20 protein-coding genes and 1 pseudogene are annotated in these 21896 nt (G+C 74.5%); 8 read left to right on the top strand and 13 right to left on the bottom strand.

Features of this window, described 5'->3' with window-relative positions:
* Window positions 1–57: 57 nt before the first annotated feature.
* Together ACFVU9_RS06465 and ACFVU9_RS06460 are read left to right on the top strand one after the other, a co-directional pair.
* Entirely contained in the window at window positions 58–531 is a 474-nt protein-coding gene (locus ACFVU9_RS06465; RefSeq protein ID WP_387590599.1) for a MarR family winged helix-turn-helix transcriptional regulator, read from the top strand.
* A 62-nt stretch (window positions 532–593) separates the two neighbouring features.
* The gene (locus ACFVU9_RS06460) at window positions 594–986 is read left to right on the top strand and encodes a hypothetical protein (protein WP_387590596.1); all 393 of its coding nucleotides are present in this window, start codon (window positions 594–596) and stop codon (window positions 984–986) included.
* Window positions 987–1029: 43 nt separating this feature from the next.
* Here the strand turns inward: ACFVU9_RS06460 and ACFVU9_RS06455 are convergent.
* Window positions 1030–1672 (bottom strand): annotated as a pseudogene (locus tag ACFVU9_RS06455) (dihydrofolate reductase family protein).
* A gap of 226 nt (window positions 1673–1898) precedes the next feature.
* Here ACFVU9_RS06455 and ACFVU9_RS06450 point away from each other — a divergent pair.
* Window positions 1899–2039 carry a hypothetical protein gene (locus tag ACFVU9_RS06450; RefSeq protein WP_387590594.1) on the top strand — a complete coding sequence of 47 codons (141 nt, stop codon included), beginning with the start codon at window positions 1899–1901 and terminating at the stop codon, window positions 2037–2039.
* Between the two features lie 8 nt (window positions 2040–2047).
* On the opposite strand, the gene ACFVU9_RS06445 is transcribed toward ACFVU9_RS06450, so the two are convergent.
* From ACFVU9_RS06445 to ACFVU9_RS06435, 3 genes are all read right to left on the bottom strand, one after another.
* Window positions 2048–2881, bottom strand: a complete 834-nt coding sequence (locus ACFVU9_RS06445) for a hypothetical protein (protein ID WP_387590591.1) — start codon at window positions 2879–2881, stop codon at window positions 2048–2050.
* 48 nt (window positions 2882–2929) lie between these two features.
* Window positions 2930–3256 (bottom strand): nuclear transport factor 2 family protein, encoded by a 327-nt coding sequence (locus ACFVU9_RS06440; RefSeq protein ID WP_380442565.1) that lies wholly within the window; start codon window positions 3254–3256, stop codon window positions 2930–2932.
* A gap of 300 nt (window positions 3257–3556) precedes the next feature.
* Entirely contained in the window at window positions 3557–4627 is a 1071-nt protein-coding gene (locus ACFVU9_RS06435; RefSeq protein ID WP_387590588.1) for an alpha/beta hydrolase, read from the bottom strand.
* Between the two features lie 264 nt (window positions 4628–4891).
* On the opposite strand from ACFVU9_RS06435, the gene ACFVU9_RS06430 reads away from it, so the two are divergent.
* Window positions 4892–5881 (top strand): ArsR/SmtB family transcription factor, encoded by a 990-nt coding sequence (locus ACFVU9_RS06430; protein WP_387590585.1) that lies wholly within the window; start codon window positions 4892–4894, stop codon window positions 5879–5881.
* Between the two features lie 184 nt (window positions 5882–6065).
* On the opposite strand, the gene ACFVU9_RS06425 is transcribed toward ACFVU9_RS06430, so the two are convergent.
* From ACFVU9_RS06425 to ACFVU9_RS06400, 6 genes are all read right to left on the bottom strand, one after another.
* Window positions 6066–8780 (bottom strand): bpX6 domain-containing protein, encoded by a 2715-nt coding sequence (locus tag ACFVU9_RS06425; protein ID WP_387590582.1) that lies wholly within the window; start codon window positions 8778–8780, stop codon window positions 6066–6068.
* The gene (locus ACFVU9_RS06420) at window positions 8777–10456 is read right to left on the bottom strand and encodes a hypothetical protein (RefSeq protein WP_387590579.1); all 1680 of its coding nucleotides are present in this window, start codon (window positions 10454–10456) and stop codon (window positions 8777–8779) included. Before ACFVU9_RS06420 ends, ACFVU9_RS06425 begins: the two co-directional genes overlap by 4 nt.
* A 100-nt stretch (window positions 10457–10556) precedes the next feature.
* On the bottom strand, window positions 10557–11093 hold the full coding sequence (locus tag ACFVU9_RS06415) for a hypothetical protein (RefSeq protein ID WP_387590576.1): 537 nt from the start codon (window positions 11091–11093) through the stop codon (window positions 10557–10559).
* Between the two features lie 17 nt (window positions 11094–11110).
* Entirely contained in the window at window positions 11111–12421 is a 1311-nt protein-coding gene (locus ACFVU9_RS06410) for an AAA family ATPase (RefSeq protein WP_387590573.1), read from the bottom strand.
* A 92-nt stretch (window positions 12422–12513) separates the two neighbouring features.
* Entirely contained in the window at window positions 12514–13374 is an 861-nt protein-coding gene (locus tag ACFVU9_RS06405) for a BTAD domain-containing putative transcriptional regulator (RefSeq protein WP_387590631.1), read from the bottom strand.
* A gap of 218 nt (window positions 13375–13592) precedes the next feature.
* Entirely contained in the window at window positions 13593–14309 is a 717-nt protein-coding gene (locus tag ACFVU9_RS06400) for a ScbR family autoregulator-binding transcription factor (RefSeq protein WP_380510180.1), read from the bottom strand.
* A 461-nt stretch (window positions 14310–14770) separates the two neighbouring features.
* On the opposite strand from ACFVU9_RS06400, the gene ACFVU9_RS06395 reads away from it, so the two are divergent.
* On the top strand, window positions 14771–15952 hold the full coding sequence (locus ACFVU9_RS06395) for a ScbA/BarX family gamma-butyrolactone biosynthesis protein (protein ID WP_387590570.1): 1182 nt from the start codon (window positions 14771–14773) through the stop codon (window positions 15950–15952).
* A 140-nt stretch (window positions 15953–16092) separates the two neighbouring features.
* Window positions 16093–16572, top strand: coding sequence for a DUF5959 family protein (locus tag ACFVU9_RS06390; protein WP_387590567.1), 480 nt, complete (start codon window positions 16093–16095; stop codon window positions 16570–16572).
* Between the two features lie 25 nt (window positions 16573–16597).
* On the opposite strand, the gene ACFVU9_RS06385 is transcribed toward ACFVU9_RS06390, so the two are convergent.
* Entirely contained in the window at window positions 16598–18004 is a 1407-nt protein-coding gene (locus tag ACFVU9_RS06385) for an MFS transporter (RefSeq protein WP_387590628.1), read from the bottom strand.
* Between the two features lie 307 nt (window positions 18005–18311).
* Between ACFVU9_RS06385 and ACFVU9_RS06380 the strand changes: the two genes are divergently transcribed.
* Both ACFVU9_RS06380 and ACFVU9_RS06375 read left to right on the top strand, forming a co-directional pair.
* Window positions 18312–18713, top strand: a complete 402-nt coding sequence (locus tag ACFVU9_RS06380; RefSeq protein ID WP_387590564.1) for a hypothetical protein — start codon at window positions 18312–18314, stop codon at window positions 18711–18713.
* 152 nt (window positions 18714–18865) lie between these two features.
* Window positions 18866–19522 (top strand): iron-containing redox enzyme family protein, encoded by a 657-nt coding sequence (locus ACFVU9_RS06375; RefSeq protein WP_387590561.1) that lies wholly within the window; start codon window positions 18866–18868, stop codon window positions 19520–19522.
* A gap of 15 nt (window positions 19523–19537) precedes the next feature.
* Here ACFVU9_RS06375 and ACFVU9_RS06370 read toward each other — a convergent pair whose 3' ends face one another.
* Both ACFVU9_RS06370 and ACFVU9_RS06365 read right to left on the bottom strand, forming a co-directional pair.
* The gene (locus tag ACFVU9_RS06370; protein ID WP_387590558.1) at window positions 19538–20536 is read right to left on the bottom strand and encodes an aminotransferase class I/II-fold pyridoxal phosphate-dependent enzyme; all 999 of its coding nucleotides are present in this window, start codon (window positions 20534–20536) and stop codon (window positions 19538–19540) included.
* Window positions 20533–21873, bottom strand: a complete 1341-nt coding sequence (locus ACFVU9_RS06365) for a radical SAM protein (RefSeq protein ID WP_387590555.1) — start codon at window positions 21871–21873, stop codon at window positions 20533–20535. The genes ACFVU9_RS06370 and ACFVU9_RS06365 overlap by 4 nt, the downstream gene beginning before the upstream one ends.
* Window positions 21874–21896 lie beyond the last annotated feature (23 nt).

The raw sequence follows: 21896 nt of genomic DNA, 5'->3' as shown, positions 1-21896 counted from the left end.
GCGATATCGTGCACGGACCAGACCAGCGACCCGCTGCCGATCCGAAGGGGGACCGCCATGCCGGAGGACGACGCCTGTGCGACGAGCGCCGCACCGGAACCGGACCTCGGGGTGCTGACCGGCATCCTCTTCCGCGCCCTCCAGGACGAGCTCTGGCACACCATGGCCCACGAGGGGTTCGGCGACCTCGCCCCCCGGCACGGCGCCCTCCTCGCACACCTGCGTCCCGACGGCGTGCGCCCCAGCGAGCTGTCCCAACTGGCAGGCCTGCACAAGCAGATCATCGGCAACACCGTCGACGAGCTCGAAGCCCTCGGCTACGTCGAACGCCGGCCCGACCCCGCCGACCGCCGCGCCAAGCTCGTCGTGCCCACGGAGCGCGGCACCGCCGAGATCGCCGCCGCGCGCCGCGTCCTCGCCGCGATCGGCCGCCGCCACGCCGACGCGATCGGGGCCGAGGAGTACACGCGGTTCATGCGCTCGCTGACCCGCATCGCGCACCTCCAGCAGCGGGCCGTGCAGCAGCCCTGAGCAATGGCCCGACGTGGTCACCACCCACCCGTAGGCCGGAGAGTGAAGGAGCACCACCGCCCGTGAAGATCGAATTCGACCCCTCGTACGCCTTGGGGGACGTCTCCGGCTCCGCCGAGGACCTGAACCTTCTGGCCCGCGTGGTGGCCGAGGGGGAAGGGGTGATCGACCTCCCGTCCTCGGCCGCGACGGGCCGCCACGACCTCACGGGGGTCGAGGTCAGGGACACACCCGGCCCCGGCGTGCTGCTTCACCTGGACGCCTCGCGCCGGCTACTGGTGATCAGCGGCGACGGCCCGGCGCGGGCGGTGCTGGCCGACAACCTGCGGGAAATGGCCGAGCTCGACGACGGCGGCCACCTCCACATCGAGTACTTCCCCGACCACTTCTACCTCGCGGAGGGATCACTGGCGCTGGTGGTCAACAGCCCGCACGGGGGCATGCCCCGGCGGTGAGACCACACAGGAGCGATGTCCTTCGCGGTCACTGTCGTTCGCGTCAGTCCGACGATTCGGGCACGCGCCGGTAGCGCTCGTAGACGACGCGGGAACCGAACGTCCTGGTGTCGACCAGGTCCAGCCGGACGTCCTCCGTGACGGGCGGCAGGAAGGGCGTGCCGCCACCGACGACGATCGGGTGGCGGAACATGCGCAGCTCGTCGACGAGCCCTTGCACGACCGCCTGTGCCGCCAGGTCGGCGCCACCGACCTGGACGTCCAGGTTGGTGGGCTCGTTTTTGTTTATATTCCACAGCGACCGCGTGGGCCGCCTGGTGGGCGCCACCCACGGGGACGTCCAGGTCGGTGGCGGCGAGCGCCGCGGCGGCCTCCTCGGCCAGCGGCGCCCGGGCGAGCCGCGCGTTGCCCTCGACGCGGTCGAGCGTCCGGCTGAAGACGACCTTCGGGATCCCGCTCCACACGTCGGCGAACTCGGCCCACAGCTCGGTGTCGCGCATCGACGGGTCCGTCTCCCACGGCAGCATGGTCTCGTACAGCCTGCGGCCGCACAGCAACCCGCCGAGCTCCCTGATCTGTTCGACGTGGAAGCGGAACTGCTCCTCGCTCGGGACCGACCAGCCGAACTTGCCCCCGCGGTCGGAAATGAACCCGTCCACCGAGACGCCCATCGAGTAGATCAGCATGGCTCCGAGCCTATGCCGCCCGGCGCGCTCACGCCGCTTCCAACGCGACCACGCCCTGGCCGGACTCCAATGCCGCCGAGGCCGGCCGGGCCGACCGGCCAGGACCGACCGGCCAGGACCGACCGGTCAGGCGCCGGCGGCGATGGCCTCGGCGAGGTCGGCGTTGGTGAGGGCGCGGCCTCCGATGCCCCAGGCGCCGTCGCGGGCGTTGAGGATGTTGACCCACGTGTCGGCGGCGTCGTGGCCGGGGACGGACAGGTGCTCGACGCTGCTGCAAGGCGCGCACGTGCTGTGCCGGGCGGCCGGCGACCTCGCACCCTTCGAGCAGGTCGTACGGACGGCCGGCGCACTCGTGCCGGGGCTGTGACGGAACGGCTAGGAACCGCCCAGCAGCAGCCAGAGCAGCAGCGTCAGGTACGGCGTGGCCAGCGCCCCGCCGAGGCCCGCGCCGAATGCCAGCCCGAAGAGCAGGTCGGCCAGCCACATCACGCGCGTCGGCGCGATCACGCGCGACGGGTCGCGCAGGTCGTAGCGGACCTCGTTGCGCCGGTTGCCCCAGCGGACGGACTCGTCGTGCGCGGAGCCGTCGAGCGCGCGGAACAGTGCGCGGAGGTCACCGGCCTTGGCGTACGTGGCGAAATCGGGCTTGAACTCCGCCCGCACCGTCACCCCGCGCCGCCACACCTGCCAGCGCTTGACCGGCTGGACCACCCGGAGGGACAGCCCGATCAGCCACAGGCCGGCCGCCGCCATCGCCCAGGCCACGAACGTGAGCCAGCTTCCGGCCAACAGGGCGACCGGCACGGCGAGCGCCGCGTGCCCGATCTGCACGCGGACGAGCGGCGACGAGGCACGCAGGGCCCGGGCCGTCCGCCGCACCGCCCTGACCACGGCGGGCGGCGGCGTGACGTCCCGGATCGGCGGGCGGTCGCCCGGTCCGGGGCTGTCGCCGATCAGCGGCTCGATCTCGTCCGCGAGCGCCCGGGCGACCTCCGGCAGCCGGTGCCGGAGCGTCAGCGAGGTGTCGTCGAAGAGCTCGACCGTCAACGTCCCGCCGTCCACGCCGACCCTGCGCACCCAAACGCCCGGGACGACGATCAGCTCCCGCCCCCGCTGCCAGTGCACCGCGCCGTCGGCCACCCACAGCCGGGCCCGGCCCTGCACCAGGATCACTCCTGATGACCTGTCAACCGCGCTGCCATCCCCCATGAATGATCATCATACGGACACGGGGCTTCCGGCGGCTCCGAACAGCGATCAACCGAGGAAGTCCACCCGGTCGATCAGGCCCTCGCGGACCCGGTAGCCGACCAGCACCCGGACGGGGTCGGCCTTGATGCCGTGGGCGATCTCCCGATCCACGACCCACTCCCCCTCGGTCAGCCGTCCGACGATCTCGGCCCGGCACTGCGCCTTCGCGAACATGCCCGCGTACACCTCGCGCAGCGCCTCGCGCCCGTCGAGACGGCTGCCGTCGCGGCGGTTGACGGTGACGTCGGGGGCGTAGGTCGCCAGGAAGGCGTCCAGGTCATGGCTGTTGTAGGCGGCGAGCTGGCGTTCGACGACGATCTCCGGAGTGGTCATCGGACGATCATGCAGCGCGAGCTGCCGTTCGTCCAGGGATGACCGGGTGACCGTTCGTCTCAGACGTACTGGAGCAGCGGGGAACCCGGAAAGCCGTCGAGGCCCGCCCACTCGAACACGCAGACCGCGGCCACGACGTCCACCCGGGCTTCCAGAGGATCTCCAGCGAACAGCCAGTCGGCGCCGTCCGATTCGTCGTCGGCGAACTCGACCGGGCCGCTTCCCCACCCCTCCGCACCCGTCTCGTGCCCCGGGATGCGTTCCGTGCGTCCGCCGGTCCTGTGTCCGGCCCGGTGAGGGCTATCGCTTCCAGGGGCGGGCGAACTCGTGCAGGGCCGCCACGGCCGCGGGTGCCAGGGTGTGGTCGTTCACCGGCGTGCCGGCCGGGTGGAGGAAGTGGTCGACGCCGTCGAGGGTGCGCAGGCCCGGGCCGGTGGTGCGGGCATGGGCGAGGGCGGCGAGCAGGGGCGGGGTGGTCGCGCAGGGGACGTTGGTGTCGGCGGTGCCGCACGTGACGGTGACCCGGGTGCCGGGGCGAAGGGCGCGGGCGACGTCGGGCGGGTAGACGGCGTCGTCGCTGCGCACGAAGCGGGCGTTGTTCGGGCCGAACAGCGCGTTCAGGAGGGCGGCGAGCGGGGGCAGCAGCGTGCTCGTGTCGGCCGGGCGGCCGGCCCGGAATTCCGCTATTGCGGCGCTCACGCCCGCCTTGTTCGCCTCGGCCTGCGCCGCGGTGACCTGGCCGGCGGCGACGGCCTGGTCGAGCTGGCCGACGAGTTGGGCGGCGAGGAGGTCGAGGAGGCGGGCGTCCTGCGGTGCCAGCAGTGCGAGGCCGGCCGGCGCGGGCCGGACCGTCCGGGCGACGAGGAGGGCCTGCAGGCCGCCCTCGCTGTGGCCGACGACCAGGAGGGCGTGCGGGTCGGCCTCGGGCTGGTCGCGCAGGGTGGTGTAGGCGGCCGCGGCCTGGCGGGTGAAGGCGGCGAGGTCGAGCCGGCCGGGGTCGCCCTGGTAGGCGCCGGGGCCGGTGCGGCCGGTGAAGTACTTGTCGAAGCGCAGCGTCATGACGCCGTCGCCGCCGAGGGTTTCGGCGAGTTGGGCGAGGGTGCCCGGGGTCAGTGCGGGCGGCTCGTCGCCGTTGCGGTCGGTCGGCCCGCTGCCGGGGAGCAGCAGGGCGGCGGCGAGGCGGTGTCCGGCGCGGTGGGCGGGGACGTGGAGGGTGCCGTAGGCAGTGGTGCCGTCGGCGGTGAAGCGGATTTCGCGGTCGGCGGCGGGGATGAGCCCGCCGCGGTCGGCCGCGGTCGCGGCGGGTGTGCCCAGCCCTGCCACGGAGACTGCGGCGAGCAGGACGGCCGTCGCCGAGGTACGCCAACGCATCTGTGTTCTCCCGAGAGTTGAGGTGTGGTTCAGTGGCCGATCAGTTGCATGACCGTCACGAGGGCGGCCGGATCCCCAACCTACGTGAGCATCTCGTGGATGCGGCGGCGCGGGCCGTGCTGCCGGTCGACCGGCGGGAGCGCCGGGGCCGTGGCCCGAATGCGACGCCGTCGGGACCCGGCGGTCCTCGGCCCGCAGGTCCGCTGGCATCATGAACGCCCGGCGGCGGTCGGCCGGTTCGGGGAGGGAAGGGCAGGGGACGGGATGCCGTTTCGGTTCCACTTCACGGGCGAGGACCTGGCCCGCACGCGCGTGGCCGGGAGCGTGGCTCCGATGATGGAGCTGAACGCGGCCCTGCGCGTCCTGCAGGACCGCGGCCAGGACGTGCGGTTCGGGGCGTGGCGCCGCGAGGTCCGGGGCCGGCTGGAGCCGCGGGCGCGGATGGTCCTGGACCTGGTGCCGTCGCACGGGCTGTCGCCGGGGTTCCTCAACCCGACGGGCACCCGGAGCGTCGCGGAGCTGCTGGAGGCCGTCGCGGCCACGCCGGGCCGGCGGATCCGGGAGGACCTCGCCGAGGTGGCGGCCGTGCAGCCGGTCCCCGGGTGGGCCCGGGCGCTGGGCGAGGACCGGGAGTTGCTGGGCCGGCTGGTCGGGGCGCTCGGCCACGTCCACGACGTGCTGCTCGCGCCGTACCGGGCGCCGGCGGAGGACCTGCTCGCGGCCGACCGGGCGGCCCGTGGGCGCGACCTGCTGGAGGGCGGGGTCCAGCGGCTGTTCAACCAGCTGCTTCCGTCGCGCATCCGGTGGGAGGCGCCGGTGTTGAGCGTCAAGATGTTCTCGGGGCTGGACGAGGACATGCACCTGGACGGCCGGGGGCTGCTGCTGGTCCCCTCGGCGTTCGTCACGGGGGCGGCCGTGGTGTTCCCGGAGGGGAGGCCGCAGCCCGTGCTGCTCTACCCGGCTCACCAGCCGGACGCCGTAAGGCCGTTGGGAGCCTCGTCGGTGCCGACGTCCGCGGCGCTCGCGGCGCTGCTGGGCCGTACCCGCGCGGCCGTCCTGCTCACCATCGCGGAGCAGGACGGCTGCACGACGGGCGCGATCGCCTCCGCCGTCCGGATCTCGGCGGCCAGCGCGAGCGAGCACGCGACGGTGCTGCGGGCGGCCGGGCTGATCTCGACCCTGCGAGACCGGACCACGGCGATCCACTCCCCCACGACGGCCGGCCTCACCCTCCTCGGCGCGGGCGCCGCCTGACGCCTGATGCCTGACACCTGATGCCTGATGCCGCGAAGCGCCCGGGGCGGCGGCGGCCGGAGACCACCCCCGTCGGCCTCCGGCCGGCGCGGCCCCGCCCCGGTGCTCCCATCGTCCCGAGAGTGCCGCGGCGCTGTCGCCGTCCTTCGGCCTGGGCCGAAAAAGGACGGATCCGCAGCCGACTTCAGGAGGCCGTCACGCGCAGACCGGCGAGCAGCGTGCCGCCGTCGGGGGTGACGGCCAGGACGCGGCCGCTGCGGTGCCACAAGGTGACCGCCCCCGCGTGGTGGCGGATGCCCACCGGGGTACCGGCCGCGCCCGGGAAGCCGGCCGTGAACGCGGGCGTCGCGCCGGGGCCGGCACCGGCGCGGACGTGGGCGCCCGTCGCGTCCGTCGCGGTGTACGCCCACCACGCGCCGTCGGTGCGCGCCTCGCCCTCGCCGTCCACCTCCAGGGAGACCGATCCACTCTCGCCCGTCCAGCGGAGCGCGCCCGGCCCGACGCTCAGCAGACGGCCGTTGGCCAGCGGCTGCGCCGCGACCCGGTCGTCCTCCTCCAGTCCCAGGCGACGGCGCAGTTCCCAGCTGGGCTGGTCCCAGCGCCAGAGTTCGGCCTGGCCCGGCGTGCGGCCGTCGGAGCGGGTGCGCACCAGCGCGGCGCAGCTGGTCGCCGAGCGCACCACTGGGCCCGACAGTCGCTGGTCGTGGCCGAGTTCGCGCCACACGACGGTGGGACGCGGGGTGTGGGTGTCCAGGACGGTGATGCCGTCGTCGTCCGCCGTGAGCAGGTGGCGGCCGTCGAAGGACGGGACGATCTGGCGGGTCCGCAGCGTCGTCCACGGGTGGAGGGTGCGGGTGGCGAGGTCGAGGCGGACCAGTTCGTGGACGTCACCGTAGTGGGCGACCAGGAGCGCGGTGCCGCCGTGGTCGGCGACCACGAGCTGGTCGGCGGGCACGTCCCAGCGGGCCCGGGTGCGGCCGTCGGGGGCGAGCAGCCGGACGCCCGCGTGCCCGCAGGCGACCAGGACCGAGCCCGAGCCGAGCCGGACGGCGTCGAGGACGGGGAGCGTGCCGGGGCGGTCGGGGGCGGTCAGGTGCGGTACGCCGGCCACGCTGTGCTCGGCGCGGCGCAGGCGGGGCAGGTCGACGGCGGCGAACGGGTCTGCGCGCTTCAACAGCCGCTCGTGGAGCAGGTGTTCGGTGTGCGCATCGCGCGTGCCGTCCGGCCGGCCGAAGCCGCCGGCCCGGATGACGGCGCGGAGCGCGGCGGTGGTGAGCTCGCGGTCGACGGCCGGGTCGGCGGCGGGGAGGTCGGCGAGGGCGGCGGCGAGGGCGAGGCTCCCGGCGGCCTCGTCGCCGCCGTCGAGGAGGGCGCGGGCGAGTCGACGGGTGGCGTCTCCCGCGCCGAGGGCGAGCAGGTGGGCGAGGGCCCGGCCGCGGACGGGCCCGCCGAGGGCGACGGCGTCGCGCAGGTCGGCGGCGACGGTCGGGCGCAGGACGAGGTCGGGCCAGGCGGCGGCGACGGCGCCGAGCCGGTCGCCGCGGGAGCGGCAGTGCTCGACCCAGGCGGTGCGCAGGTCGCGGGCGGCGGCCCGGTCGGTGTCGGCGAGGCGCTCGACGGCGCGGGCGAAGGCGCCGCGGCGGTGGGCGGTGCGGACGGCGCGATCGCGGTCGCCGGCCCGCCACCAGAGGCGGACGATCAGGTGGGCGGCGAGGCGGCGGCCCTCGGCGAGTTCGGCGGCCTGGGCGGCGCGGTCGTGCCGGGCGAGCAGGGCGACGGCTTCGGCGGGGGCGTCGAGGAGGTCGGCGAGGACGAACGCGGCCTCGTCGATCCGCCCTTCGCCTTCGAGGGCGCGGGCGGCCTCGCGGTAGAGGTCGGTGAGGTACTGGTGGACCGTCGGGCCGCTGATCGGACTGGCGACGAGCGGACCGTCGGCGAGCCGCGGGGTGGGCCTGAGGGCGCCGGTGAAGCGGCGGGGCAGGCGGCGGCCGAACCAGACCGGCTGGTCGCGGGAGCCCGCGGCGGCGAGCCGGATGGCGTCGCGCAGGGCGTCCTCCCAGCGGCGCTGCTCGAATGCCCGGGTGAGGTCGCGGAGGTAGCGCAGGTGGCGGCGGTGGAGCGCGCCGGAGGTGGACGGCGTGCGCCGGGCGCCGCGCGGCCTGGCCGTGCTGCGGGCGGCAGCACCGCCGGCCGCAGCGTGGGCGGCACCGGCCGACCGCGCCTGGCGCCGGTCGTGCAGGACGAAGCCCAGGAGGACCGCGGCGGCGCCGCCGACGGCGAGCAGGAACGCGCCGAGGTGGAAGCCCCTGCGGGCGATCAGGTTCGAGAAGGGGATCGCGGCGATCGCGGCGACCAGGAACACCGCCGCAGCGGCGACCCACCCCTCGTTGGAGCGGTCCGGGCCCGACGCCGTACGGCGGCGCACACGGTCGGTCGACTCGGAGATCCCTGCGGCCGCACGAAGGTCCACGGCGGGCGCCTGCGGGACATCCTCCCGGACGGGCTCGGGCACGACCGGGGCACCGACCGCGCCGAGCCGGTGGAGGGTGAGTCCGGACAGGTCGAGCCAGTCCTCTGGTCTCAACCGTGGTAGTGCATCGATGATATGACGCTCAATCACACTACCAACGTGGAGCAGGAGTTCACCGGGAGCCGCATTCTCGTCACCTCGCAGCCCGACGGCCTCCAGCCCGCCCCCAACCGCGCGAAGCGGCTCCCCCGGAGCGCCGTCGACCCGGATCGGCGTCGGCTCGGGAAGCGTGAAGAGCCAGCGGCCGTCCGGAAGTTCGCGCAGCTCGGCGCCCGGCCGCCAGGCCGCCAGGACGCGGTCGGCGGCCTCGGCCGCACCGATCACGGGGGCGTCGAGCACGAAGCCGGACGCGTGGATGACAGGGCTCATTCGTCGTTCTCGATCGAGAGGAGGGTCTTGCCGGTCGCCGCATTGCCGGCCCTCAGCCGGCCCGGCCGGGGCTCGGCCGCGATCATCGGCCAGCGCGGGTGGACGGCGGGCACCGCGGGCCCGCCGGAGAAATCCGTGAGCGTGCGGACCTGGCCTTCGCGGACGGCGCGGACCAGGTGGGCGTCGCGGGTGCACGTGAGGAGCACGGGCGCACCGGACTCGTCCTCGATGATCGCGATGACATCGCCGCCGCCGGGGAGTTCGAGGTAGCGGCGCTCGCCCTTCCGGGTGCGGATGTCCCACCCGAAGTCGTCCTCGGACCACGCGAGCAGCCCGCCCGCGCCGTGCACGAGGTGCTCGCACTCGGCCACGCCGGGCGGGAGCTCGCCGTCGAACAGCCGCGGCTCCCGGGCCCGGACGAAGGGCCGACCGCCGGCGGTCGACACCACCGGCCCGTCGAGGGTGACCCGGCCGCCGGGCGCGATCCGTCGCCAGTGCCCGGCCAGGGGGACGACGAGGTCCTCGCCGTCGCGCACGAGCGGCAGGACGGGCTGGTGCGCGAGCGCGGGGAGTGCGGTGGTGTCGAGCCCGAGGTCGTCCAAGTCGACGTCGTAGCGGCCCGGTTCACCGAAACGGCTGCCGCTGACGTGGAGGAGGAGGCGGTTCCGCTCGGCGTAGTAGACGAGCAGGCGCCGACCGGTCCGTCCGGCGGCGACCACCTGTCCGCGCAGTTGGTGGCGGCGCGGCCGGGCGCTCCCGGCGAAGTGCGCCGCACTCGGCGGCAGCCTCACCGCGAGCAGCACGGAGGCGTCCCGGCCGCGCGCGAGCAGCGTCGCGGAGTCCGTGGTGAAGGCGGGCAGCGCCCCGGTGCCGCTGGGGAGCGGCGCGAAGACCACGCCGCCCCGGCGGAACTCGGAGCCGCGCAGCGCCCGGACGGCGACGGCGCCGGTGGGCAGCGGGAGTTCGGCCTTCGGCCCGCCGTCCACCCGGATCGCGACGCGGGCGGCGCCGTCGGCGGTCCAGCCGGTCTCCTCGGTGCTCAGCACGCCCTTGCGCGACGGCAGTTGCTCGGCCAGGCGCGGCGAGGCGAGCAGCCAGGCGCGGTCGCCGTCGGCCAGCGACTCCTCGGCGCGGCGGACGTCCTCGGGCGTCGGGTCGGCGTGCCGACGGGCGACGAGCCAGCGCGGCAGCACCTCGGCGAGGTCGCCGCCCAGCAGCCGGCCGGACGGGTCCCCGAGCACGCCGACCAGCAGTTCGGTGCCGCGGGCGACGGCCCGCCGGTGCAGCACCAGCAGGACGGCGAGCTGGACCAGCCGGCCCGCGCCCGCCTGGGCGGGGCCGGTGTCGACCAGGGCGACGACCCGGCCGCGACCGGTGTCCGTGGTCGACTCGGGCGCGAGGTGCAGCAGTTCGCGGTCCGCGTACCGGCGCAGGAACTCGTCCGGGGCCTCGTCGGCGAGCAGCCACTCGGAGGGCAGCAGCTGGTCCGGGCGCCCGGTGCGTGCGAGGCCGCCGTGGCCTTCGGGCGTGCCGAGGACGCCGGCGGTGCTCTCGTACCCGCCGATGATGGCGTCCAGGCGGCGCAGCAACGGATCGAGGGCGTCGGCGAGTTGGGGGCTGATGGCGGCAAACGAGCCGGCCCGGCCCACGGGCTCGGCGGACGGACGGACGGTCATCGCTCCCCCTCCCCGCGCGCGACGGACTCCAGCGCCGCTTGAGAACTGATGGCGCCGACCGAGGCGGCCCGGCCCACGGACTCGACGGTCGGTCGGACGGTCATCGCTCCCCCTCCCCGCGCGCGACGGACTCCAGCGCTGCCGGGTCCGTCCCGGGCGGTGGCCGGTCGGCCACCAGCGCGTGCCCCGGCACCAGGACGCACAGCTGCCCCTCGCCCGCCCCGAGGGCGGCGCACCACAGGGCGGCGGCGGGCTGCGGCCGCGCCGTAGTCGGTACCAGCAGGTCGCCGTCGAGGCCGAGGTAGCGGGCGCCGGGGGCCCACGGCAGGTCCTCGGTGGCGCCGAGCACGAGCAGGGCGGTGGCGTCGGCGGCGACGCCGAGACGGGTGCCGGTCAGGAGGCGTTCGCGGGTGGCGACGGCGAGGGCCGGGACGTCCTCGCCGAGCGCGAGCACGGCGGCGGCCGGCAGCGGCGGCTCACGGCGCTCCCAGCGGAGCGGGACGGGCGTCGGACGAGAAGCGTCAGCCGACACGTGGCGGTCCCCGCCAGTCAGGCGGGGGTCGTCAGCCGACACCTGGCGGTCGTCACTCGTCATGCGGGGGTCGCCGCCCGTCATGCGGCGGTCGTCACTCGTCATCCGGCGGTCGTCGCCCGTCATGCGGGGGCGACCGCGGCGACCAGGCCGGCGCGTATGCCGACCAACGCTCCGGGCAGGTCGGCCACGGCGAAGCCGGCGTCGATCTCGCGCAGGACGGCCTCCAGCCGCAGCCGCGAGTCCCGCCCGTCGGGCAGTCCGGCGTGCTCGGCGAGCAGAGCGGCGCCCGTGCGCACGAGCCGTTCGGCGCGCGCGGCGGTGCTGCGGGAGAGCTCCTCGGCGGTGTGCGCCAGGCTGCGGTTGGCGGCGCCGTCGATCAGGTCGGCGAGGGTCTCGCGGGCGAGCGCCTGGGTGTCGGCGGTGGGCGCGACCAGCGGCAGCACCCACAGGTCGCGCGCGGAGGCCGTGGTGCGCCCGTCGAGGACGGCGGCCGCCGCGACGAGGTTCTGCGAGCGCACCGCCCGGCGGTCGCTGATCGGGACTCCCGCCGCCCGCAGGCGCCGCAGCGCCGTGCCGAGCAGCGGGGTGACGGCGCCCAGGTCGCAGGACCGGGCCGCGGCGGCGAGCCGGTCGAGCGCGCCGAGCAGCCTCGCCGGCCGTTCGGGTGCGGTGTAGGGCCGCCGGCCGGCGGTCAGCAGGTCCTCCAACTGCCCGTCGGGGACGGGTTCGACGAAGACGCGCGCGAGGAACCGGTCCGCGAAGGCGGCGAGGGCCGGGTCCTCGGGCAGGTGGTTGGCGGCGCCGACGCACACCCGCAGCGGGCTGGCCAGCACCGTCCGGCCGCGCCGGAACACCCGGTCGTTGAGCAGGCCGAGCAGGGTGTTGAGCACGGCCGTCGAGCCGAGGAAGACCTCGTCGAGGAACGCGAACTCGGCCTCGGGGAGCATCCCTTCGGTCGCGAACTCGACGTGGCCCTCGCGCAGCCGGCGCAGGTCGACCGGGCCGAACAGCTCGTTGGGCTCGGTGAACCGGCCGAGCAGGTACTCGAAGTACCGCCCGCCCAGCTGCCCGGCGACCCGCCGCACCGCCTCGGACTTCGCCGTCCCGGGCTCGCCGATCACCAGCACGTGCTCCCCGGCGACGGCGCACAGCGTCACGACCTCGGCGACCGTCCCCCGGCCGACCAGCCCTTGCCCGGCGGCGGCCGCCGCGGCGGCGACCAGGTCGCCGTCCTCCGCGGTCGACCCGGCGGCGGACGGTCCCGGGCCGCCCCGCCCGTCACCGGCAAAACCGGACACGGTGTCGGATTCGGGCGTCGAGGCGGCCCGGGATGCCCCGGGGGCACGGCGGGTCGGGGCGGGACGGGACGTCAAGGCGTCGGTGGCGTCCGTGGCATCAGCGGTGTCAGTGGCGTCGGTGGCGTCGGTCACGAGCACGGGAGTCTACGGGTGCCCCGTTCGCGCCCACCAGCGGGTTTGGCGCCGCTCGGTTCCGCGCCCGCAGCGAAGGCTCCGGAGCCCGATCACCCGATCCGGCTGAGCCGGGCCCGCGTCGCCGGATCGCCCCCGACGGACGGGACCGCGGCCGGACGGTCCGGCTCGACCCGCTCCGGCCCGGCGAGCAGGATCGTGCGCTGCAGCCGCCGCAGACCGGCCGAGGGCTCCATGCCCAGCTCCCGGACCAGGGTGTTCCGCAGCCGCTGGTACGCCTCCAGCGCCTCGCCGCGCCGCCCGGAGCGGTGCAGGGCGAGCATGTACTGGCCGTGCAGGCTCTCGTGGGTGCGGTAGCGGTCGACCAGGACGGTCAGTTCGGCGAGCAGGACGCGGTGGCGGCCGAGGCGCAGGTCGGCCTCGATGCGCTGGTCCAGCGCGCAGAGCCGGGTCTCCTCCAGGCGTTTGGCCTCGACGGCGAGCTGGCCGCCGAGCGGGACGTCCGCGAGGGCCGGGCCGCGCCACAGGGCGAGGGCGTCGGCCAACTGCCGGGCCGCGAGCGCGTGGTCGCCGCCGTCCATGGCGCGGTAGCCGAGGCCGGCCAGGCGCTCGAACTCGTGGAGGTCGACGGTGCCGCCGCCGGTGTTGAGCATGTAGCCGCCGGGCGACGTCACCAGGACGTCCTTCGCGCACGTGGCGGCGCACGGCTCGTCGGCCTGGGCGAGCGCCTTGTCGATCAGGTCGCGCAGTTGCAGCACGTAGGTCTGGACGGTCGTGCGCGCGCTGCGCGGCGGGCGGCCGGACCACAACTCCTCGGCGAGGACGCCCGCCGGGACGACCTGGTCGGCCCGTAAGGCCAGCAGCGCGAGCACCTGCCGCGGTTTGGGCGCGGAGGGCACCACCGACTCCCCGCACACCCGGACCCCCAAAGCCCCCAGCACCCGGATCTCCACGATGACCACCCCACATCCAGACGCGTCGGCGGCCCCGACGGCCACCGGTCGGCCGAGTACCCGTCAGCCGGACGGCAGGGCACCCACCACCATCCAAAAACAGGGCGGACGGTTTGTCAATGGAAAACCGACCAAGCTGTTTGTTTTATGCCGAACAATTCGCCACCCGAAGCTCGACGGAGACCGACGGGGACCGACGAGCCCGACGGGCGGAGGCCTCAGCCGGCGTCCGCGCCGCCCACGGCGTCCGTCTCCTCCGGCGCTCCTGACGTCGCATCGGCCGCATCCGCACCGGCCGCCGCCCGCGCCGCCACCTCGGCCGCCACCCTGGCGCCGCGGTCGGGCGCGAGGTCGAGCGTGGCCAGCACGCCGGGCATCGCGATGCTCGGCATGACGAGCCGGTAGAGCCCGGACACCCGACGCTCCAAGTCCGCCCGCCCGGTGAGCTTCTGAGACTGGATCTGCACGCCGGTCCACGCTCCGGTCAGCAGCCAGGCGGTCTCGGCCGGCACCACGTGCGGCAGCAGTTCACCCTGCTCCTTCGCCGCCACGAGCACCTCCTCCAGCCGGCTGATCCAGCCCTGGAAGGCGCCGCCACGGAGATCGCCGAAGACGTCCTGGCCCAGCGAGAGCCGCGCGCCGGCGCTCAGGAGCGCATCCCGCGGCATCAGGTGCGCCACCACCATCCCGGTGTCGACGAACTCCTGGAGCTTGCAGCTCCGTTCGGGCAGCGGCCCTTGGACGAACTGCTCCTCCACCACGCCGAGCGCGAGGTCGCGCTTCGAGGCGAAGTGGAAGTACAGCGCCCCGCGCGTCACGCCCGCGCGCGCGACCACCTCGCCGATGGTCGCACCCTCGTAGCCGAACTCGTCGAAGACCGTCGCCGCGGCCTCCAGGATCGACCGCCGGGTCTGGACCGCCCTCTCCTGCCGCACCAACGCCACCACCCCTGAACCGTTCGGAGAACCAAACCAAACACCCTGTATCTTAGCCGTACAGGAACGGGCCGGTCCCCCTCCCAGGCGGTGACTCGTCCGCTCGGGAACGCGGTGAAAACCGTGTGGACGGTATGGGTCGGACAGGCGACGCACGATTCGCCCGCGATCGGCCGGTACGGAACGCCGCCTCCCACTTCCCTCCGCCGTCCCCCCGGCCAAAGCGTGGTCAAATCACGCCCAAGTGTTCTTCCACCGTCGAATTGACCGCAGGTCAGGCACCCGTCTGCAAGCGCCGACGGCCTCCCGGACCCCTCGGTGCGCACCCGGAGCGACGAGATCGCAACGCTCGGTCGCCGACGAACCGTGGTCCGGACTCCTTGAAAACCAAACCGGAAGGTACGTATCTTACGAGCCCTGAGCAGCCCTACCCGCCCGCCACGGCCCTTCGGAGCGCTCCCGTGACCCAGCTTGCCTATCGTGCCCCCGCGCCCTCCCGCGCCGCTACCGGCCTTCCCCGCGGCCTCTCCACCGGGCTCTTCGCCGGCTTCTCCGACGACCTTCCGGACGACCTCTCCACCGGCATCCCCGGTTTCGGGCCCGCGCATGCCGACTCCGCCGCCGGGCTCGCCGACCGCCCGATCGGTGCGAAGCCCCGACTGACCACCACCGTCCCCAAGGAGTACGTCCACCGCGCCTGTCACGCCGAGGTCTTCCTGACCGGCAGTGAGCAGTTGAGCGACACCACGTTCACCGTCACTGCGCAGTGGCCGCGCGCCCACACCTTCTTCAGTACGCCGGACGGCACCCGGCACGACCCGATGCAGGCCGCCGAGACGATCCGCCAGACCGGGCTCTACCTCGCCCACACCCGCTTCGGCGTGCCGCTCGACCACCGGTTCATGATGTGGAACCTCGACTGCACCACCCACCCCCGGCGACTCGCCATCGGCGGCACGCCCACCGACCTCACCATCGAGGCCAGACTCGAGCCGCAGCCCAGAACCCGCACGACGATCGACTTCACCCTGACCATCACCATGCGCCGAGGCCCCCACGTCGCCGCGACCGGCCTCACCCGCTTCACCACCGTCTCCGACGCGACCTACCGTCGCCTGCGCGGCGCCTGCCGCAACCCCGACACGGACCGCACGGACGGCACTAACGGCACGGACCGCACCGACCGCACCGACGGGCCCGGCAGCCCCGACGGCGCGAGCACGTCCGAGCGGCTCATCCCCGCACAAGCCCCGGCCGGCCCGCCACTGCCGCCCGCCCGGGTCGGCCGACTGCGCCCCGCCGACGTCGTGCTCACCCCGTCCGACGAGCCCGACACCTGGCACCTCACGCCCGACCCGTGGCACCCGATCCTCTTCGACCACGCCATCGACCACATCCCCGGCATGGTCCTGCTGGAGGCCGCCCGCCAGGCCGCCAACGCCCTCACCTCCCCGGTCACGATCGCGCCGACCACCATGACCACCACCTACCACCGCTACGCCGAGCACGACGCGCCGACCACCGTCACCGCGTGCCTCACCCGCGCCGAGGACCCCGACGCACTCACCACCGTCGTGACCGGCCACCAGTACGGCGCCCCGATCTTCACCACGGTCATCACCGGCCGCCCGGAACACGGGTGAGGCACGGGCGAGCCACGGCCCATCCGCCGGACGGGACGTCCACATCGTGACAACGACCGGTCCCACCACCGGGATTGGCATCGGGCGAACACCTACGCGAGGATGAGCACCCTTTGGAAGGCTGTCACCGGGAGTGCACGATGAGTGAAGTCGCTTCGCAGCAGAACGAGTTGATCAGACTCGCCGACCGCCCGGGCGGCGCCGGGAAGAGCCTGCGGGTCCTCGTCCTCGGCCGGCACGCCCCGGTCACGCCGCTCGGACACGACCGGCTGGACTGCGAGATCGTCGCCACCGCCGAGGCGCTGACCGCCCGGTTCGCGACGGTCCTGACGGAACAACACCTCATCGACTGGGAAGCCGCCCTGGAGCGGCTCTCCCGCCGGGAGGCGGTCCGCTGGCTCGACGAGGAGCACGGGCCGGAGCTGCGGGTCGAGCCCGGCCGGCCCGGCGGGGTCTGGGTCACCGTCTCCGACGCCGAGGACTCCGGCGTGACCCTGCGCTTCATCCTCTCCCTCGCCCCCGGCTGGCTGGAGGAGCAGCACGCCCTCCTGAAGATCCTCCGGGAGGGCTACCCCGTCGAGGCCGTCGTGCACTCCCCCGACGACAACGACGCGCAGTAGGAGAGCAACTCCCGTTTCCTTGTCCTCAGTTGTGCGCGGCCGGCGCGAGCCTGCGCAGCGAGCGGTCGGGCAGGACGAGCGCGAGCAGGAGGGCGGCACCGCCGAGCATGAACAGCGCGAGGTGGTGCAGCCCCGCAGTGGTGGCGCCGTGGGGGAAGAACGCGGCATTGGCCGCGGAGGCCGCCATCGCGCCGAGGTACGTGAACGTGCGGAGCAGGCCCGCCGCGGAGCCGATCCGGGCCGGGTCGGCCTGGTGGTAGAGGGCGGCCTGGTTGGCCAGGCCGATGAGCCCCTGCGGGATCCCGGCGAGTATCCCGACGGCGACCAGCAGCCAGATTCCGCTCCCGGTTCCGACCAACAACATCGCCGAACACGCGGCGAGTTGGAGGCAGGAGCCGACGACCAGCTTGCCCCGGACGGCCGTGCTGCGGCCGGTGGCGGCGGAGACGGCGAGGGCGGCGCCGGAGAGCGGCAGCAGGACCAGTCCGGCGGCCGAGGGCGTGAGCCGGCGGCCTTCCTCCAGCCACTGGGTGTAGCCGTAGAGGAAGGCGTAGGAGGCGGTGTAGCCGAGGAGCTGGCGCAGGTAGGTGACGATCAGCGGGCGGTTCCCGGCGAGCGTCCGCAGGTCGATGAAGGGGTCGCGGACACGCAACTCCCGTGCGGCGAAGGCGCAGGCGGCGGCGACGGCGGCCGCCGGCAGGTACCAGTGGGCGGCCTGCGGCTTCATGAGGAAGAGCATCAGGGCGACGAGCATGGCGGCGAAGAGTGCGATCCCGGTGCCGTCCAGGCGGGCGGAGGTGCGCCGCGTGCGGGCCGGCCGCCTCGGCAGGCGGGCCGCGCCGAGCACCAGGCAGGCCAGCGACAGCGGCACGTTGACGGCGAAGACGGCCCGCCAGCCGCCGGCGCCGATCAGCAGCCCGCCGAGGGTGGGGCCGATGACGGCAACCGTCTGGTTGGCGACGGCCAGCGCGGTGAGCACGCCCGCCGGGCTGTCCCGCCCGGTCCGCGCGGCCTCGCTGCGGGTCAGGTGCATCGCGGCGGGATAGGCGGCCGACGTGCCGAGGCCCAGCAGCACGCGGGCGGCGATCAGCAACCCGAGCGAGGGGGCGAGCACGCCCAGCAGGCCCGCGACGCCGACCAGCGCCGTCCCGGCGAGGTAGAGGCAACGGGGCCCGTGGGTGTCGACCAGTCGCCCGATCACGGGTTGGCCGACGGCGGTCGCGAGGTAGAGCGCGGAGACGAGCCAGGCCGTCTCCGCGAGCGGGGCTCCGAAGGCGGTGCCGATGGGCACCAGGGCGACGGCGATCATCGAGGAGTTGACCGGGTTCAGCACCGAGCCGAGGACCATCGGGGCGATCAGCCGCCGGTCGAACTCCCCCTCCCGGCCAGGCCGTTGTCCACCGCGGGGTAGCGACCGGATCCGGGCGAGCAGCGCCGGCGCCTCCGGCACGGTGGCGCGCTCGGCGGACTCGCCGACGTCGGCAGGTATCTCGTTCACTCCGTCCACGGTAGGTTCATCAGCCTTGACTGTCCAGTCTTGCTGTACAGTTTCCCTGTGCAGTTTTGCTGCACAGTTTGCCCACCGGAACCGTCCACCGCCGCGCAACCGCCCCCAACCCCCTAGACCTCACCCGCTCCGGCACGACGGGCGACGCCTGGTCCGCCACCCTCGCCGGCCGGAAGGACGCCGGAACCGGCGCAGCCCGTTTCGGCGTTGGTGAGGACGGGAGGGAATCGACATGACAAGGAAGCCGTACCGGATCACGATCGCCGCGGTCGCACTGCTCGCCGCCGCCCCGCTGTTCACCGCGTGCAAGAACGCCGACCAGGCGCTCGACTGCGGGAAGCGGGCCATCAGCGTCACCGGCGACGTCCAGGACCTGGCCGACTCGGCGATCAACGTCGGGCAGATCACCGACGACAGCAAGCGGCAGCACACGCTCGACGCCCTGAAGAAGATCAGGGACGACGTCAAGAAGGTCCGCGAGAGCGGCAGCGACGGCAAGCTCGACAAGGCCACCGACAAGCTGTCCAAGACCATCGACGACGCCCAGAAGGCCGTGAACGACGGCAAGCAGCCCGACGTCGGCGCCATCGTGAGCGCCGCCGCCGACGTCACGACGGCCTGCGGCTCGTCCTGACGACCCGCGCCGACGAACACGCCGGGTGCGGCGGCAGCCCGCCGCCCACCCGGCCTGTCGCCGCATCCGGCCCCCGGCGAGGCGGTAGGAAGGGACGCCGGGGCCGCACCGCCCAGCGCCCCACCCGCAGCGCCCGTCCACGGAGGCACCAGGTGAACCACCCGATCCTCGCCCAGATCCAGCGACTGCGCGCCGAACTGGCGCCCGGCGACACCGCCCCAGCCCTCGTCACGGCCCTCGCCGACGGCCGGGCCCCGCTCACCACCCTCGCCGAACTCGCCGCCCAGCAGCACCGGATCATCACCTCCGACCGGCGCAGCCTGCTCCTCCTCGCCACCCGCTGCGCCGACCGCCCGGCGGGCGCCTGGTTCGCCACCCTGGCCGACGGCGAGAGCGCCGCGCTCCGCACCCTCCCCGCCCTCGCCTCGGCCTGCGGCCTCGACCCCGACGGACTCGCGCACCACCCGCCCCTCGCCGGCTGCCAGGCCTACCCCGCGTACCTCGCCTGGCTCGCCCTCAACGCGCGGCCGCCCGCGGCGGCCGTCGCCCTCGTCGCGAACTTCGCGGCCTGGGGCGGCTACTGCGCCACGATCGCCCAGGCCCTGCGCCGCCACTACGGCTTCCCGGACGAGGCCTGCGCGTTCTTCGACTTCTTCGCCCAGCCCGCGACCGCCCTCGAGGAACAGGCCGCCGAATCCCTCGGCCCGCACCCCCTCGACGACCACACCCTCGCCACGGCCCGCGAACACGCCCTCCTGCTCCAGGCCTACGAACACCTCTTCTGGAACACCCTGGCCACGCCCTCCTAGCGCTACGGCCCAGCGCTACGGGCCGAAGGCGCCCGCGAGGCTGGTCAGGACCGAACCGGACCAGTCGCTCTGCCCGAACACGCCGGCCGGCAGGGCGAGCACGCCGTACTCGCGCCGGAGCGTCTCCGCCGGGATCCCGACCGGGAAGAAGTAGTTGCCGGGAGACGTCCGGCTCGCCGCGGGAATCGCCCCGAGGACGTCGGCCGGCAGCCGCGCGAACAACCGCCCGGCCCATGCGGCCAGTTCGTCGGCGACCTGCCGGGGCACGTCGCCGTGCTCGGTCAGCAGGCGGTCGGCGAGGCTCAGTTGGGCCGGTGTCGGCGGGTCCGCCCGGAACGCCTCGGCCAGTTCGGGCTGCTCCGGACCCAGCAGGACCACGCCGAACGTGCGCGGCCACAGCCAGCCCTTGGTCACCGAATGCAGCAGGACCGCACGGCCGGTCTCCAGCAGTCGCCGCGTGCCGGCCGCGAACGGGGCTCCCAGGTCGTAGACGGCGTCGATCAGCAGACGGCGGTGCGGCGACTCCCGCAGCCACGAGATCACCGCGGCGCACTCGGTGTCGGTCAGGTACCGGCCGAGCGGCTTGCTGGGGTTGGCGAGCAGCAGGTATTCGGGCCGGTCGTCCGCCGGCGACGCCGGCAGGACCGGCGCCGGAAGCGTCGGGTAGGACCCTGGCTCCAGACCCGCGGCGCGGGCCAGCTCGAAGTACACCGGGTACACGTCGCCGGGCAGCCACAACCGCGCCCGCTCGGCGCGCAGCCGCGCGAACACCACCCCGAGGCCGTGCCGGACCCCGCGGGAGACCATGGCCCGGCGGGACCACTCCTCCGGCAGCCCGTACCGCCGCAGCCAGGCACGGGCGAGATCGCACCGGTACACCGTGTGCGGCTCGGCCGGCGGCTCCGGTCGCAGTGCCGCGAGCGCCCGGTACACATTGGTCTCGGCCGCGTCCAGCAGCGAGGGTTCGGCGCCGAGTTGCCGCTGCCGGAACTCCTGGAACTCGTCGAACCTCATGCGGGTGCTCCTTCCCGCACGATCTCGCTCGCCCGGTCCTCCAGGGAGACGTAGCAGCGTCCGTCCGCCAGAACGTTCCAGCTCCGCGCGGTCCCGGTGGTGCGTTCCCAGAGCAGGCTGGGCTCGGTGTACGCGGCGATCCGCATGGGCCGGCCCTCCCAGGTGCCGTCGTAGACCGGCGCGCCCCAGGGCAGCCGGCTCGACAGCGCAAAGCCGTGCTGCTCGGCGAACCGGGTGACGACGGACAGCGAGACCTGGTGCTGCCGGCTCCAGACGTTGGCCGCGCGCTCGAAGTAGAGGGACTCGGTACTGGTGGAGACGTAGAGCTCCTTGAAGCACACCTCGTCGACGCCGAGGTCCGCGGCCCACGAGAGGTAGTCGGCGACGCCGCTCGCGTCGGCCACACCGCCGTGTTGCAACACGCAGATCAGCCGCATCCGCAGCCCCGGCCAGCGCTCGCGCTCCGCACGCCAGGTCTCGACGACGGAGCCCACCGGCGTGCGCAGCGACATCAGCCGCTCGCTGACGGCGTCGTCCTGGTGGTGCCGGGAGACGGCCAGCACGCTCAGGCCCGCCGAGCTCAGGGCGGCCAGCCGGTCGGCCCGATCGGCGTGCTCGCCCTGCGCCAGGTTGTGCGCGTTGGTGATCAGGACGACCTTCGGGAAGGCCGCCGAGCAGGCGGACACCAGCCGCAGCTGCTGGTCGAACGGCAGCAGCGTGGGCTCGCCGCCCCCGGTGATCACCGCTCGCTCGGCACCCGCCGCACGGGCGCGCTCCAGCCAGGAGGTGACGCTGTCCCACGGCACCCGGGCCGGTGCCTGGTCGCTGGAGATCGAGGCCGCGGAGAAGCAGAACGAGCACCGGGCCTGGCAGGCGGAGGCGACCGGCAGGACCGAGACCGAGCGCGGCCGCAGCTCGGCGTAGGGTCTCCGGGCCGCCTCCTGCAAGTGCAGGGAGGCCGCCATCGCGTCCTCGACGGTCGTCGGGCGCAGGGTGACCTCGTCGTCCGCGTGGTCGAGCTCGTGGACGGCCGACAGCCGGATGCTCGCCTCGTGCAGTTCCATGCCGAGGCCGGTCCTCGTGTTGGGCACCAGCGCGTCGGGATCCACCGAAGTCTCCAGCACCAGCAGCCGGTCGCCCGGAACTGCCAGCCGCTCCAGCAGGCGCCGCGCCTTGCCGACGCCGATGCCCAGCTCCGCCCGGGTCAGCAGGTGGAACCGGTCCGGGTAGGTGCTCTCCGGGATCCCCGCCTTGCCGTAGGCGAACGCGTACTTGTCGAAGCCCCTCGCGAAGTTCGACAGCACGATGACGTGGAAGCGCTGGTCGCTGGATATCATCCCGTCATCATGCATGACCGGAC

This window comes from Kitasatospora sp. NPDC057936, from assembly GCF_042887525.1.
GTDB lineage: Bacteria > Actinomycetota > Actinomycetes > Streptomycetales > Streptomycetaceae > Kitasatospora.
The sequence above is the reverse complement of the archived record's forward strand: the minus strand, read 5'-3'. Positions and strand labels throughout refer to the sequence as shown.

Bases quoted from the DNA above. Each gene is read 5' to 3' on its own strand.
- ACFVU9_RS06465 (WP_387590599.1), top strand. From the start codon at position 58: ATGCCGGAGGACGACGCCTGTGCGACGAGCGCCGCACCGGAACCGGAC.
- ACFVU9_RS06445 (WP_387590591.1), bottom strand. From the start codon at position 2,881: ATGGGGGATGGCAGCGCGGTTGACAGGTCATCAGGAGTGATCCTGGTG.
- ACFVU9_RS06440 (WP_380442565.1), bottom strand. From the start codon at position 3,256: ATGACCACTCCGGAGATCGTCGTCGAACGCCAGCTCGCCGCCTACAAC.
- ACFVU9_RS06435 (WP_387590588.1), bottom strand. From the start codon at position 4,627: ATGCGTTGGCGTACCTCGGCGACGGCCGTCCTGCTCGCCGCAGTCTCC.
- ACFVU9_RS06430 (WP_387590585.1), top strand. From the start codon at position 4,892: ATGCCGTTTCGGTTCCACTTCACGGGCGAGGACCTGGCCCGCACGCGC.
- ACFVU9_RS06425 (WP_387590582.1), bottom strand. From the start codon at position 8,780: ATGAGCCCTGTCATCCACGCGTCCGGCTTCGTGCTCGACGCCCCCGTG.
- ACFVU9_RS06420 (WP_387590579.1), bottom strand. From the start codon at position 10,456: ATGACCGTCCGTCCGTCCGCCGAGCCCGTGGGCCGGGCCGGCTCGTTT.
- ACFVU9_RS06415 (WP_387590576.1), bottom strand. From the start codon at position 11,093: ATGACGAGTGACGACCGCCGCATGACGGGCGGCGACCCCCGCATGACG.
- ACFVU9_RS06390 (WP_387590567.1), top strand. From the start codon at position 16,093: ATGAGTGAAGTCGCTTCGCAGCAGAACGAGTTGATCAGACTCGCCGAC.
- ACFVU9_RS06380 (WP_387590564.1), top strand. From the start codon at position 18,312: ATGACAAGGAAGCCGTACCGGATCACGATCGCCGCGGTCGCACTGCTC.
- ACFVU9_RS06370 (WP_387590558.1), bottom strand. From the start codon at position 20,536: ATGAGGTTCGACGAGTTCCAGGAGTTCCGGCAGCGGCAACTCGGCGCC.
- ACFVU9_RS06365 (WP_387590555.1), bottom strand. From the start codon at position 21,873: ATGATATCCAGCGACCAGCGCTTCCACGTCATCGTGCTGTCGAACTTC.